This is a genomic window from Rhizobium sp. S163 (genome assembly GCF_030380805.1).
Lineage (GTDB): Bacteria > Pseudomonadota > Alphaproteobacteria > Rhizobiales > Rhizobiaceae > Rhizobium.
The window spans coordinates 497,375-509,906 of the sequence record NZ_JAUDSA010000003.1 but is presented as its reverse complement, the minus strand read 5'-3'; the positions used below and the strand labels follow the sequence as shown (position 1 = coordinate 509,906).

The window sequence follows — 12,532 nt, the reverse complement described above, 5'->3', positions numbered from 1 at the left end:
ATCTGCGGATGCTTGCACACTAGGGCTCAAATATTAAGAAGTTGTTTGCCAATTTTCCCAAGGGTTTGTTTTTGAAGGAGGCGAAACCGTGACGCGGGGTTTCAGAACCGTTCGTGACGGTGTGACGGCCTTTGCGCTGCTCGCATTCATCTGGCTGATCGCGGCCAAGCTGAACGATGTCCCCGAGATTTCCCACTCCGGCCGCTTCCACGCCGCCGATGGCGACAGCCTTGCGATCGGCGAGGAGAGGATGCGGCTGAAGGGGATCGATGCGCCCGAGCTTGCCCAGACCTGCGAGCGTGGTGGGGCGCGGTGGCCGTGCGGGCAGGAGGCCAAGCGGCTGCTGCAGAGCCTTATCGCCGCCGATGATGCGCGCTGCGTGGGAACCGAGAGGGATCGCTTTCAGCGGTTGCTTGTCGTGTGCCATGCGGACGGTACGGATATCAATGCTATGATGGTGCGGCGGGGCATGGCGGTTTCCTACGGCGCATATGGTGACGAAGAGGCTGAGGCGAGGGCGGAGAAGGCCGGTCTTTGGGCCGGTGCTTTCGAGAGGCCGCGTGACTTCCGCGATCACAGGCAGGATACCGAACGCGCGGGCGGCGTCAGAGGGTTTTTCGGATGGTAGGGGAGGCTGATGGGCTGGAGGAGATGCGCGAGGCGATCGCCGCCTGCAGGATCTGTCGCGACGAGCCGCGGCGCGGGCCGGATCATCGGCTGCCGCATGAGCCACGGCCGGTGGCTGTCATTTCGACCAAAGCGAGGATACTGATCGCGGGGCAGGCGCCGGGGCTGAAGGTGCATGAGAGTGGCATTCCCTTCAACGATGCATCGGGCGACCGGCTGCGCGAATGGCTGCAGGTCGATCGCGACACCTTCTACGATCGCGACCGCTTCGCCATCGTGCCGATGGGCTTCTGCTTTCCAGGCTATGACGCCAAGGGAAGCGATCTGCCGCCTCGGCGGGAATGCGCGCCTCGCTGGCGGCAGCCTGTTATCGCGGCCATGCCGCAGATCGAACTGGTGCTGGTGATCGGCCAATATGCGCAGGCCTGGCATCTGGGCAACGAGCGGCGCGGCAGCGTGACCGAGACGGTGCAGGCGTGGCGGGAGATCCTGTTTGCCAATCGTGCGCCCGCGATCCTGCCGCTGCCGCATCCGAGCTGGCGCAACACGGGCTGGATCCGGCGCAATCTTTGGTTCGAAGAGGAATTGCTGCCGGCCTTGAGGGCGCGCATCACAATGCTTGTGAACTGAAACAAATTTCTTTCAACTGGCCGGAATCGCGCTATACATAGAAAATAATTCGTAGGGGTGGGGTAAATGGACCGTCTAGACCGCAAGATTCTGCGCCTTTTGCAGGAAGATTCCACGTTGGCGGTTGCCGATCTCGCAAAGAAGGTCGGTCTTTCCACGACCCCTTGCTGGCGCCGTATCCAGAAAATGGAAGAAGACGGCGTTATCAAGCGTCGTGTTGCCATCCTCGATCCAGAGAAGGTCAACACCAAGGTCACGGTTTTCGTCTCCATCCGCACCGCGACGCATTCGATCGAATGGCTGCGGCGGTTTTCGGAAGTGGTGGCGGACTTCCCTGAAGTCGTCGAATTCTATCGCATGAGCGGCGACGTGGATTATCTGCTGCGCGTCGTCGTGCCCGATATCGCGGCCTATGATGCCTTCTACAAGCGGATGATTGCCAAGATCGAGATCCGCGACGTCTCCTCGGCTTTTGCGATGGAGCAGATCAAGTATTCGACGCAGCTGCCGCTCGACTACATGATCCTCGACACATCGAAGTCCAACGAGGACTGAGTTCAGTCCTAGAGGACTGAGCGCTTATTCTGAACTCGGGCGAGAATTTTCTCGCTCGTCAGTTCCCTTGCTGCATCCTTGCCGATCCACCGTGCGGTCTTGTCCGCGCCGGCGGCCAGCCGCTCCGCCAGCGTCAACGCGAGGGGGTGGCAATGCCGGTTGCGCTTGCCGATGTTGCGGAGCGCCCAGTTGACGGCCTTGCGCACGAAGTTGCGCGGATCGGTGGCGTGGCGTTCGATGAGCGGCAGGAAGCCGATGAGCGTTTCGTCCGGCTCCGTCTTCATGTGAACGGCGGCGCTGGCGATCATCGCGAAGGCGGTGCGGCGGACGAATTCGCGATCATCAGCCGCCATGGCGGGGATGAGCGAGAGCAGCCTTGCCTTGATAAAGAGGTCGGCTGCGGTATCGACAATCTCCCAAGAGCGGAAGTCATCGGCCCATTTCCGGGCCTGTGTCTGCGTCAGCTGCTTCGGGTCGGCCGTGTAAAGCGCGAGCAGGCGCGCTTCCCTGATATCGCTTTTCCAAAGTTCCAACGCCCGCGCGTGGTCTTTCTTAACCGTTCGGGCGATCGCCTGCATGGCCGGGTTGGAAATGCCGAGCGCCGTATCGGTCACGATGCCGAAACGGCGCATTCCTGCGATCGCTTCCTCCGAGCGCAACGTGCGCAGATGCGCGATCAGCTCCGCTGCGCTGGAGGAGGGGCCGATCATTTTTCGAGGCGGGCGAGCAGCGAGGACGTGTCCCAACGATTGCCGCCCATGGTCTGGACGTCGCCGTAGAACTGGTCGACGAGCGCGGTGAGGGGCAGCTTGGCGCCGTTGTGGCGGGCTTCGTCGAGAACGATGCCGAGATCCTTGCGCATCCAGTCGATGGCGAAGCCAAAGTCGTACTTGCCCTCGTTCATGGTCTTGTGGCGGTTTTCCATCTGCCAGGAGCCGGCGGCACCCTTGGAGATGACGTCGACGACCTTCTCGATATCGAGACCGGCGCGCTTGCCGAAATGGATACCCTCGGCGAGACCCTGGACAATGCCGGCAATGCAGATCTGGTTGATCATCTTGGTGAGTTGGCCGGCACCCGGAGCGCCCATCAGCCCGACCATGCGAGCGAATGCGTCGATCACGGGCTTGGCCTTCTCATAGACGGCGTCCTCGGCACCGCACATGACCGTCAGCACGCCATTCTCTGCGCCGGCCTGTCCGCCCGACACGGGAGCGTCGATGAAGCCCACGCCCTTTTCCTTGGCGGCGGCATAGAGTTCGCGGGCGACATCGGCGCTGGCGGTGGTGTTGTCGATCAGGATCGCACCCGCTTTCATCGTCTGCAGAACGCCGTCCTTGCCTGAAGTCACCGAGCGGAGATCGTCGTCATTGCCGACGCAGGTGAAGACGAAATCGGCATCGCGGGCGGCCTCGGCCGGCGTCGGGGCCGACTTGCCGCCGAATTTCTCGGCCCAGGCGGCCGACTTGGCGGCGGTGCGGTTATAGACCGTGACATCATGGCCGCCTTTCACCTTCAGGTGACCTGCCATGGGAAAACCCATGACGCCGAGACCGATGAATGCGACTTTTGCCATGTACCTATCCTTTCATGAATGCGTGCTTGAGGAGTAGCCCAAATAGGCCGGGGCGAAAAGCCGCCGAAATGATGCGAGGCGTTCGGCTTGGAACAAAATTCCGCTCAAGGCCCGAAATCGGGTCAGGATAATTTCGAGCGGGCCTAAAATCACAAACATAATTGTCGATCTAATTTATAGATTTCAGCAGAATTTCCCCATCGCAAACACAGCGGCTTCGGAGATCGGACCCGAAACACGCTGATCGAAAGGGGACAGCTATGATTTCTCGTCGACAGACACTGGGTCTTCTTGGGGCCGCTGCAGCAACCGCGGTACTGCCCGCCATCCGGCCGGCGCGCGCCGCTGCCACCGAGTTTCGCATCGGCTGGCAGAAGAACGGCGTGCTGGCGCTCGCCAAGCGCAGAGGGGCGCTGGAGAAGCGGCTTGCCGACAAGGGCATTACGGTGAGCTGGTCCGAATTCACCTCGGGGCCGCCGCTGCTGGAAGCGCTGGGGGCCGGTGCGCTTGATTTCGGGGCGACGGGCGATGTGCCGCCGCTGTTTGCGCAGGCCGCGGGCGGCCAGCTCTATTATGTCGGCACCTACCGCGGCAGTGCCGCCGGGTCGGCGATCGTCGTCCGCAAGGATTCCGATATCAAGACGGTCGAAGACCTGAAGGGCAAGAAGGTCGCCTTCAAGCGCGGGTCGAGCGCCCATAACGTGACCGTCAAGATCCTGCGCAAGGCCGGCCTCAAGATCGATGATGTCGAGCCGATCGATCTGTCGCCGCCGGACGCTGCGGCCGCCTTCAAGAACGGCAGCATCGACGCATGGTCGATCTGGGATCCCTATCTCGCCATTGTCGAGGCCGATCCGCAGACGCGTATCCTGTCCACCGCCGAGGGGATCGTGCCGTCCTACAGCTACTTCCTCGCCAATGCCGGCTTCACAGATGCGAACGGCCAGGTCGTCAGCGATGTGATCGATGAACTCGCCAAGGTCGGCCGGTCCGCGCAGGGCAAGCTCGACGACACGATCAAGGAGCTCTCGGAGATAACAGGCGTTCCCGTCGATATCACCCGCGTGACGCTGACGCGGGCGGGCGCCGATCTCGGCGGCGTGTCGACCATCAGCGACGATGCGGCGGCATACCAGCAGGCGTTGGCCGACGAGTTCTACAATCTCGGCATCGTGCCGAAGCAGCTCACCGTCAGCAATGCCATCTGGCATCCCGCCAGCTAAGCCGTCTTCCATACAAGGATCATTCCCATGAGCAACAAGCACGATCCCATCAATTTTCTCTGGTTCATCCCGACATCGGGTGACGGCGCCTATCTCGGCTCCAACGATCTGAACCGCGCGCCGGAGTTCGACTATCTCACGCAGATCGCTCAAGCCGCCGATCGTCTCGGCTATTCCGGCGTGCTTCTTCCCACCGGGGTCTCCTGCGAGGAATCCTTCGTGACGGCGGCGGCACTTGCGACCAAGACGGAGAAGCTGCAGTTCCTCGTCGCCATCCGCCCCGGCACGGCGTCGCCCGCCTATTACGCGCGGCTGACGACCACGCTCGACCGGATTTCGAACGGTCGTCTGCTGCTCAATATCGTCGTGGGCGGTAGCCCCGCCGAGCTTGCCGGCGACGGCATCACGCTGGCGCATGACGAACGCTACGCCCATGCCGACGAGTTCTTCACGGTGTTCGAGGAGCTGCTGGAGAAGGGTGTCGCCAGCTATGACGGCAAGTACATCAAGGCGACCAATGCGCGCCTCGGTTTCCCCTCCGTTCAGAACCCGCGTCCGCCGCTCTATTTCGGCGGCTCCTCGGATGCCGGTATCGATTTCTCGGTCGGCCGGGTCGACAAGTACCTGACCTGGGGCGAGCCGCCGGCGCAGGTGGCCGAGAAGGTTCAGAAGGTGCGCGCCGCCGCTGCAGAGAAGGGCCGCGAGGTCAGCTTCGGCATCCGCCTGCATTTCATCGTTCGCGAAACCGACGAGGAGGCCTGGGCCGCGGCCGACCGGCTGATCTCCAAGCTCGACGACGAGACGATCGAGGAGGCGCAGCAGCGCTTCGTCAACGAGTCCGATTCCGTCGGCCAGAAGCGCATGGCGGCGCTGCATGGTGGCCGTCGCGACAAGCTGGAAGTGTCGCCCAACCTCTGGGCAGGCGTCGGGCTGGTGCGCGCCGGCGCCGGCACGGCTCTGGTCGGCTCGCCGAAGACGGTGGCCGCGCGGCTGCGCGAATACCAGGATGTCGGCATCGATACGGTGATAGGCTCCGGTTACCCGCATCTGGAAGAGGCCTATCGCGTGGCCGAATTGCTGTTTCCGGAACTCGGCATCACCCGCAAGGAGCAGCGCCACGGCTTCGACAGCGATTTCGGCAAACGCCAAGTCTTCGGCGGCGGCAGCCATGGCGGTAATCTCAAGGTGGTCTCCGGATCCTGATCGAACGGATGCGCTGCCGGCTGTGAGCGGGCAGCGCTTCAACGGACGCATGTCTGCCAGCGGGCTTGAAGCCGCGGCGACACAGAGGCGAGGAAGAACTCCATGTCGACATTCGATACGCCGATCGGCCGCGCGCTGACGGAGCGAACAGCGGGCAGGACTGCTCCGAAGCGAGGCTTCCGGCTGCCCGTGCCGGGGCGCGATCGGTTGCTGCCCTATCTGGTGCCGCTTGCCATCATCGCGGCATGGCAGCTCGGCTGTTCGCTGGGCTGGATCTCGTCGCGCATCATGCCGTCGCCGGCGGATGTTGCCGTGGCCTTCTGGTCGACGACGCTGTCAGGGCAGCTGCCGCATGATATTCTCGTCAGCGCCGGCCGCGCCTTTGCCGGGCTCGTCGTTGGTGGGGCGATCGGCTTTCTGCTCGGGATCGCCAATGGCGTCTCGAAGCTGTCCGAACAGCTGACCGATACGACGCTGCAGATGCTGCGCACCATTCCGCATCTGGCGATGATCCCGCTCGTCATCCTGTGGTTCGGGATCGGCGAGGAATCGAAGCTGTTCCTGACCTCGCTCGGCGTGCTGTTTCCCGTCTATCTCAACACCTATCACGGCGTGCGCAATGTCGATCGCGATCTGATCGAGATGGGCCGGGTCTATGGGATGAGCAACTGGACGCTGTTTCGAAAGGTGGTCTTTCCGGGCGCGCTTCCCTCGATCTTCGTCGGGCTGCGCTATGCGCTTGGCATCATGTGGCTAACACTGATCGTTTCGGAATCGATCGCCGCGTCGTCGGGGATCGGCCACATGGCCAACAATGCCCGCGAGTTCATGATGACCGATGTCGTGGTGCTGGCGCTCGTCATCTACGCGCTTCTCGGCAAGCTCGCCGATGTCGTCGCCCGTTCGCTCGAGCGCCGGGCGCTCAGGTGGAACCCTGTCTATCAGAAGTAGGAGAGAGCCCATGACCCTCGTCGCACATGAGCGCTTCCAGGGCGCTGCCGATGCGCCGGAATATACGCATGACACACATAAGCCGGCGCGCAGCGGTGCTGCCGCGATCACCCTGAAAGGGCTGGAGAAGAGCTTTGGCGCCAACAGGGTGCTGCGGGGGATCAACCTGCACATTCCGGCCGGGCAGTTCGTTGCCGTGATCGGCAAGAGCGGCTGCGGCAAGAGCACGCTTTTGCGCACTCTCATGGGCCTGGACGAGCCAACGTCGGGAGAGCTGACCTTCGATACGCCTGATGGCGGCGAGGCCAATGCGCGTATCGTCTTTCAGGAACCAAGGCTACTGCCGTGGCTGAGCGTTGCCGACAACGTCGCCGTCGGGCTTGGCGACAAGGTCGACCGGCGCCTGGCGGCGCGGGAGGTCGAGGCCGTGCTCTCGGAAGTGCAGCTGGCGGAGAAGGCCGGCGAGTGGCCGGCGCGGCTTTCGGGCGGACAGCGGCAGCGCGTGGCGCTTGCCCGCGCGCTGGTGAGCCGTCCGGGTGTCTTGGCGCTGGACGAGCCGCTCGGCGCGCTCGATGCGCTGACACGTATCAGCATGCAGGAACTATTGGCGCGCGTGTGGCGCGAGCTTGGCTTCACCGCCGTGCTTGTTACGCATGATGTCAGCGAGGCCGTGCACCTGGCCGACCGGGTGATCGTGCTCGACGAGGGCAGGGTGTCGCTCGACCTCGCCATTCCCCATCCGCATCCGCGCCGTCACGGTAATGCCGATCTGGCGGAACTCGAGGGCCGGCTGCTATCGGCGATCCTCGGCACGGATGGCGGTCACTGATTGGTGACAAGTGCGCTTCAGGCCTCGGTGTCGCTGGGCCTGAAGCGGGCGGGCAGGTTTTCCTTGTAAGGATAATACTTGAAATAGGGTATGGCTTCATCGAGCACACGGGCCACTGACGGGCGCTCCATCAGGCGCGCGTGATAGGCTGCAAGCTTGGGCAAGTCGCTGCCGTAAGGCACCAGCGTTTCGGCGTAGAACAGGCCGGGTGCGGCGGCACAGTCCGCCATGGTGAAGCTCTCCCCGGAGATCCAGCCGTCGGCCGCAAGCTTGTCCTCGATCACCGCATAGGCGCGCTTCAGCGCCTGCCGGGCTTCCTCGGCCCTAGCCTCGCTTCCATCCGCCCGCATGCGCTCGCTGACGATCTGTTGCATCGGCTCTTGAATGTAATGATCGAAGAACCGGTCCCATAAACGCACATCAAGCGCCGCGTCGAAATCGTCGGGGATCAGCCGTGCGCTGCCGGGATGATAGCGGTCGAGGTATTCGATGATGATGGAGGTCTCGAACACGGTCCGGCCTCGGCCCTTGTCCTCGAGTGCCGGCATCTTGCCGAGCGGCGAGAGCGCCAGAAAAGCCGTGCGCGAGGCTTCGTCGCCGAGATTGACGAGCACGCGCTCGAACGGCGTGCCGCTTTCGTAAAGCGCGATCAGCACCTTGTGGCAGAAGGAGGCAAGCGGATGCTGATGCAGGACGAGTGTCATGAGAACGGATCCTTCGCGCCATTCGGGATGTCGAATGGCACGATATCAGCATGTCGTCATGTAAGCGGCAAGCGATTATCCGCCTGCGGGGGCTTTAGCGCAGCTTCGCAATCACCAAATGTCCGGGCGTCGGCTGGCCGTCTTCCATGCGGACGTTGATGTTGGTGATCTCGATCAGGTCGAAGCCGGTGGCGTCGAGGCGTTCGCGGACGTAAGCCTCGGAGTGCGCGAAGCGCTGGTGCGGGCCGACCATGTAGGCGCGGCCGGCAAGCTTTTCGGCGGGCAGGGTTTCCGAGGAGAAGATGAAGAGGCCGCCCGGTGTCAGGTTCTCGGCAGCGCCGAAGAACAGGGGCTCGAGGCCGCCCAGATAGGGCAGGACGTCGGTGGCGGTGATGATGTCGAAGGGGTCTTCGTCATTGTCGTCGAGGAAGTCCTCGACCTCGGCGACGAACAGCGTCTCGTAGAGGTCCTTCTCATGGGCGATCTCGACCATGTTTTCCGAGAGATCGATGCCGGTCATCTCCTCGCAGAGATCGCGCAGCGTGCCGCCGGTGAGGCCGGTGCCGCAGCCGAGATCAAGCAGGCGCTTGAAGGGGCCGAGGTTCAGCGCCTGCAGGCGCTGGCGCACCAGCATCGGGACGTGATAGCCGAGCTGCTCGACGAGAACATCTTCGAAGACTTCGGCGTGCTGGTCGAAGAGGGTTTCGACATAGGCGTCTGGGGCCTTGGCCGGCGTCTCGCCGCGGCCCATAGCGGCGATGCGCACGGCAGCGCCGCCGTGATCATCCGGGTCGATGGCGAGGACTTCCTCGTAGGCCTTTACGGCGGCATCGACGTCGCCAGCCTTTTCCAGCGCCAATGCGCGGTTATAGGCTTCCGCGAGTGCCTCTTCGTCGATCTTCTGGGCCATGTCTGCTCACCATCGTTCGTTTGTTGCCCTGCCTCTAAGGCGAGCGGCCCGGTTTTGCAATGGCGACGTTGATGGCGGCTGCTCAGTTGATGATGAACTCGCCTTTCAGTGCGCGCCATTCCGTGGCCGAGATCAGCTTGCGGTGAATGTAGCGCACCGAGTGCAGCGGTCCGTCCAGCGTCTCCTGCCAGAACTTCAGGAAGCTGCGCATTTCGGGAAAGTCGGGAGCAAGATCGTAATCCTGCCAGATGTAGGTTTGCAGGATCGCGTGATGATCCGGCATGCGGTAGAGGATCTGGGCCGTCGTCAGGCCGTAACCCTGAAGCTGTCTTTCCATGTCCTTGTGCATTTGATGCCTCGCTGTTCCCATTCGGTGCTTATTAGCGTCCGTTTAAATGAGAACATGACATGGTTACGCGAAGCTTGCGAAAATTCTACAAGAAAATGGATATCATTATTTATTTTCAATAGCTTGGCAGCTCTCTTATGAGAGTGCTGCCAAGGTGCTTATCGTTTCAGGTGTCGCGTCAGCCGGCGCTCGATCCAGTTCCACAGATGCCTCAGGCTTTCGACCATGGCGAGATAGAAGATCGCCGCCCAGAGATAGGTCTGGTAGTCGAATGTGCGCGAGAAGGCGTAGCGCGTTTCACCCATGAGATCGAGCACGGTGATGATGGCGACGACGGCCGATCCCTTGATCAGCAGAATGATCTCGTTGCCATAGGGGCGCAGCGCGACGATCAGCGCCTGCGGCAGCACGATCTTGCGGAAGGCGATGATCTTGTGGATGCCGAGCGAGGAAGCTGCTTCATGCTGGCCGCGCGGTACGCTCTCGATGGCGCCGCGCAGGATCTCGGCCTGGTATGCGGCGGTGTTGATGGTCATGGAGAACAGGCCGCAATACCAGGCGTCGCGGAAGAACCACCATAGGCCAACGGATTCCAACTGCGGCCGGAACTGGCCGAGGCCGTAATAGATCAGGAAGAGCTGTGCGAGCAGCGGCGTGCCGCGGAAGACGTAGACGTAGCAGAAGGCGAGCCCGTTGATGACCTTGTTCTTCGACATGCGGGCGAAGGCCAGGGGCACGGACAGGACGGCGCCGCAGACCACGGAGACGGCAACCAGCACGATCGTTGTCATCAATCCGTGCAGATAGCGCGGGCCGTAGCGGGTGAATTTCTCGACATCCCAGCCCTCGATGATCATGCCGATCAGCGCGATGGCGAGAATGATCCACAGGCCGACGACGAGACAGCCCATGACGCGGGCAAGCGTCAGCGGCTTATCGAGGTTTTTCGGGGCCGGCTGCGGGGGGATCAGGACCTCTGCGTGGCTCATCGGCTAATCTCCGAGCGCTTCGCCCAACGTTCGATATAGCGCAGGCCGAACGAGGAAATGATGGCAAGCCCGAGATAGATGCCGCAGGCCAGTGTGTAAAACAGAAACGCCTCCTTGGTGACCTTCACCGCAACGCCCGTCTGGCGCAGCACGTCGGCAAGGCCGATGATCGAGACGTAGGACGTGTCCTTCAAGAGGATCATCCAGAGATTGACAAGGCCCGGAAGCGCGATGCGCACCAGCTGTGGCAGGATGATCAGCACCATCGTGCGCCCGCGATGCAGGCCGAGCGCGTCGCCGGCTTCGTACTGGCCCTTGGGGATGGCGCGGAACGCCGACAGGAGCACTTCCGAGCAATAGGACGAGAACACCACCGACAGAGCGATGACGCCGGAGACGAAGGCGTTGATCTCGATGCGGCCGTCATAGCCGACCCAGGCGAGCAGCGACTGGAGCAGGATCTGCATGCCGTAATAGATGATGAACAGTGTCAGCAGTTCGGGCAGGCCGCGGAAGATGGTGGTGTAGATGCCGGCGGCAAGGCGTACCGCCTTTTCTTCCGACTGCTGGCCAAGCGCCACCATGAAGCCGATCAACAGGCCGATCGGGAGCGTCACGAGGGCGACAGCGACCGTGACCTTAAGGCCGGCGGCGATCTCATCGCCCCAGCCGGTGTCGCCACAGGCCAGAATCGTCGATTGGCCGAGCCATGTGAAAATGCCGACGGGTCCGCAAAGCGGGTCAAACACATATCCAATCCAGGTCCAGAGCGAACCCAGTGCGGAGGACAATCCGCCCATGCCAAGTTTCCCCTCGCGGCTTTTGCCGCCTTGATATTGCACTCTTTGTCAAACAAAAATGGCGGAAGGGCAAGCCTCCCGCCATCGCATTTGTTTCAGGACTACAGCTTATTCGGCGCCGTAGACGTCGAAATCGAAATACTTGTCCTGGATCTTCTTGTAGGTGCCGTCGGCACGGATCGCCGCGATCGCTGCGTTCAGCTTTTCGCGGAGCGGATCGCCCTGGCGAACAGCGATACCGGCGCCAACGCCGTTGATTTCCTTGTCGACCGGCAGGGTCGTGAGGATCTTGCAGCATGCGCCGGCGTCCGACTTGACCCACTGCGACAGAACGACGACGTCGTCGATAACGGCATCGACGCGGCCGTTGGAGATGTCGAGCTTGTACTCGTCAGCCGTCGGGTAGAGCTTCAGCTCGGTGTCGGCGAGGTGCTTTTCAGCGTAGTTGGCGTGCGTGGTCGAGGTCTGTGCGCCGATCGTCTTGCCCTTCAGGCCAGCAACGTCGGTGACGGTGGAGTCCTTCGGCACGGCGACTGCCGGCGGGGTGTTGTAGTACTTGTTGGTGAAGTCGACGAGCTTCGAACGCTCAGGCGTAATCGACATCGACGAGATGATCATGTCGAACTTCTTGGCGTTGAGGCCGGGGATGATGCCGTCCCAATCGCTGCTGACGATGGTGCAGTCGGCCTTCATCTGGGTGCAGAGCGCACGGGCGATGTCCATGTCGAAGCCGAGGAACTGGCCGCTTGCGTCAACATATTCGAAGGGCGGGTAGGTCGAGTCCGTACCGATGACATACTTCTCGCCATCGGCCATGGCCGAGCCCGCGAAAAGAGACATCGCGGCGATCGAGGCGGCTGCGAGAAAACGGGTGGAGATATGCATGTGAGTCCTCTCTGTTGGTTACCGCATGCCATCCCTTTGTTTTTTTGGTGGCATGAAGCAGGACGCTGCTTTGCAACGCCTTGCCGCGATAATCAAACCTTTTTTACGCGGATTGCAACTGCTTTCACTGCCTTGTCGTGCTGGCCAACTATGGCGAAGCTGAACGTTTGCAGACCGTCATATTCATACCGGGTTAATGCGGCAATTCTTAAGACCGTGGAACGAATCCTGGCGTGCTCAGTTTAGCAAGGCTTGTTTGCGTGCCGAAAAGAGACGTCGTTGCGAACGCGAAGAATAAACA

15 protein-coding genes are annotated in these 12,532 nt (G+C 62.0%); 7 read left to right on the top strand and 8 right to left on the bottom strand.

The features are described 5' to 3' along the window. The first annotated feature begins 88 nt into the window (after nt 1-88). The 3 genes from QTL96_RS02605 (at nt 89) to QTL96_RS02595 (ending at nt 1,812) form a co-directional block, all read left to right on the top strand. The gene (locus tag QTL96_RS02605; protein WP_289726569.1) at nt 89-628 is read left to right on the top strand and encodes a thermonuclease family protein; all 540 of its coding nucleotides are present in this window, start codon (nt 89-91) and stop codon (nt 626-628) included. Continuing rightward, entirely contained in the window at nt 622-1,257 is a 636-nt protein-coding gene (locus tag QTL96_RS02600) for a uracil-DNA glycosylase family protein (RefSeq protein ID WP_289726568.1), read from the top strand. Before QTL96_RS02605 ends, QTL96_RS02600 begins: the two co-directional genes overlap by 7 nt. A gap of 66 nt (nt 1,258-1,323) precedes the next feature. Beyond that, entirely contained in the window at nt 1,324-1,812 is a 489-nt protein-coding gene (locus QTL96_RS02595) for an Lrp/AsnC family transcriptional regulator (RefSeq protein ID WP_112941673.1), read from the top strand. 8 nt (nt 1,813-1,820) lie between these two features. Here the strand turns inward: QTL96_RS02595 and QTL96_RS02590 are convergent, their stop codons facing one another. Continuing rightward, entirely contained in the window at nt 1,821-2,522 is a 702-nt protein-coding gene (locus QTL96_RS02590; RefSeq protein WP_289726567.1) for a DNA alkylation repair protein, read from the bottom strand. Continuing rightward, nucleotides 2,519-3,388 carry an NAD(P)-dependent oxidoreductase gene (locus QTL96_RS02585; protein ID WP_289726566.1) on the bottom strand — a complete coding sequence of 290 codons (870 nt, stop codon included), beginning with the start codon at nt 3,386-3,388 and terminating at the stop codon, nt 2,519-2,521. Before QTL96_RS02585 ends, QTL96_RS02590 begins: the two co-directional genes overlap by 4 nt. A gap of 260 nt (nt 3,389-3,648) precedes the next feature. Here QTL96_RS02585 and QTL96_RS02580 point away from each other — a divergent pair, with 260 nt between their 5' ends. The 4 genes from QTL96_RS02580 to QTL96_RS02565 all read left to right on the top strand — a co-directional run bounded on the left by QTL96_RS02580 (nt 3,649) and on the right by QTL96_RS02565 (nt 7,594). After that, complete coding sequence (locus tag QTL96_RS02580) at nt 3,649-4,611, top strand: aliphatic sulfonate ABC transporter substrate-binding protein (protein WP_112941670.1); 963 nt, start codon at nt 3,649-3,651, stop codon at nt 4,609-4,611. Between the two features lie 27 nt (nt 4,612-4,638). Beyond that, nucleotides 4,639-5,814, top strand: coding sequence for an FMNH2-dependent alkanesulfonate monooxygenase (gene ssuD / locus QTL96_RS02575; RefSeq protein WP_289726565.1), 1,176 nt, complete (start codon nt 4,639-4,641; stop codon nt 5,812-5,814). A gap of 102 nt (nt 5,815-5,916) precedes the next feature. Continuing rightward, nucleotides 5,917-6,765, top strand: coding sequence for an ABC transporter permease subunit (locus QTL96_RS02570; RefSeq protein WP_289726564.1), 849 nt, complete (start codon nt 5,917-5,919; stop codon nt 6,763-6,765). Nucleotides 6,766-6,775: 10 nt separating this feature from the next. Then, nucleotides 6,776-7,594 carry an ATP-binding cassette domain-containing protein gene (locus QTL96_RS02565; RefSeq protein ID WP_289726563.1) on the top strand — a complete coding sequence of 273 codons (819 nt, stop codon included), beginning with the start codon at nt 6,776-6,778 and terminating at the stop codon, nt 7,592-7,594. 17 nt (nt 7,595-7,611) lie between these two features. Here the strand turns inward: QTL96_RS02565 and QTL96_RS02560 are convergent, their stop codons facing one another. The 6 genes from QTL96_RS02560 to QTL96_RS02535 all read right to left on the bottom strand — a co-directional run bounded on the left by QTL96_RS02560 (nt 7,612) and on the right by QTL96_RS02535 (nt 12,231). Beyond that, nucleotides 7,612-8,298: a glutathione S-transferase family protein gene (locus QTL96_RS02560; protein ID WP_289726562.1), complete on the bottom strand. Its 687-nt coding sequence runs from the start codon at nt 8,296-8,298 to the stop codon at nt 7,612-7,614. A 94-nt stretch (nt 8,299-8,392) separates the two neighbouring features. After that, nucleotides 8,393-9,208: a methyltransferase gene (locus QTL96_RS02555; protein WP_289726561.1), complete on the bottom strand. Its 816-nt coding sequence runs from the start codon at nt 9,206-9,208 to the stop codon at nt 8,393-8,395. A gap of 82 nt (nt 9,209-9,290) precedes the next feature. Next, nucleotides 9,291-9,557, bottom strand: coding sequence for an aspartate-semialdehyde dehydrogenase (locus tag QTL96_RS02550; RefSeq protein ID WP_112941664.1), 267 nt, complete (start codon nt 9,555-9,557; stop codon nt 9,291-9,293). 158 nt (nt 9,558-9,715) lie between these two features. After that, the gene (locus tag QTL96_RS02545; protein WP_018900580.1) at nt 9,716-10,546 is read right to left on the bottom strand and encodes an ABC transporter permease; all 831 of its coding nucleotides are present in this window, start codon (nt 10,544-10,546) and stop codon (nt 9,716-9,718) included. After that, nucleotides 10,543-11,346, bottom strand: coding sequence for an ABC transporter permease (locus QTL96_RS02540; protein ID WP_111563505.1), 804 nt, complete (start codon nt 11,344-11,346; stop codon nt 10,543-10,545). Before QTL96_RS02540 ends, QTL96_RS02545 begins: the two co-directional genes overlap by 4 nt. A gap of 108 nt (nt 11,347-11,454) precedes the next feature. After that, nucleotides 11,455-12,231 (bottom strand): transporter substrate-binding domain-containing protein, encoded by a 777-nt coding sequence (locus QTL96_RS02535; RefSeq protein WP_112941661.1) that lies wholly within the window; start codon nt 12,229-12,231, stop codon nt 11,455-11,457. Between the last annotated feature and the right edge of the window lie 301 nt (nt 12,232-12,532).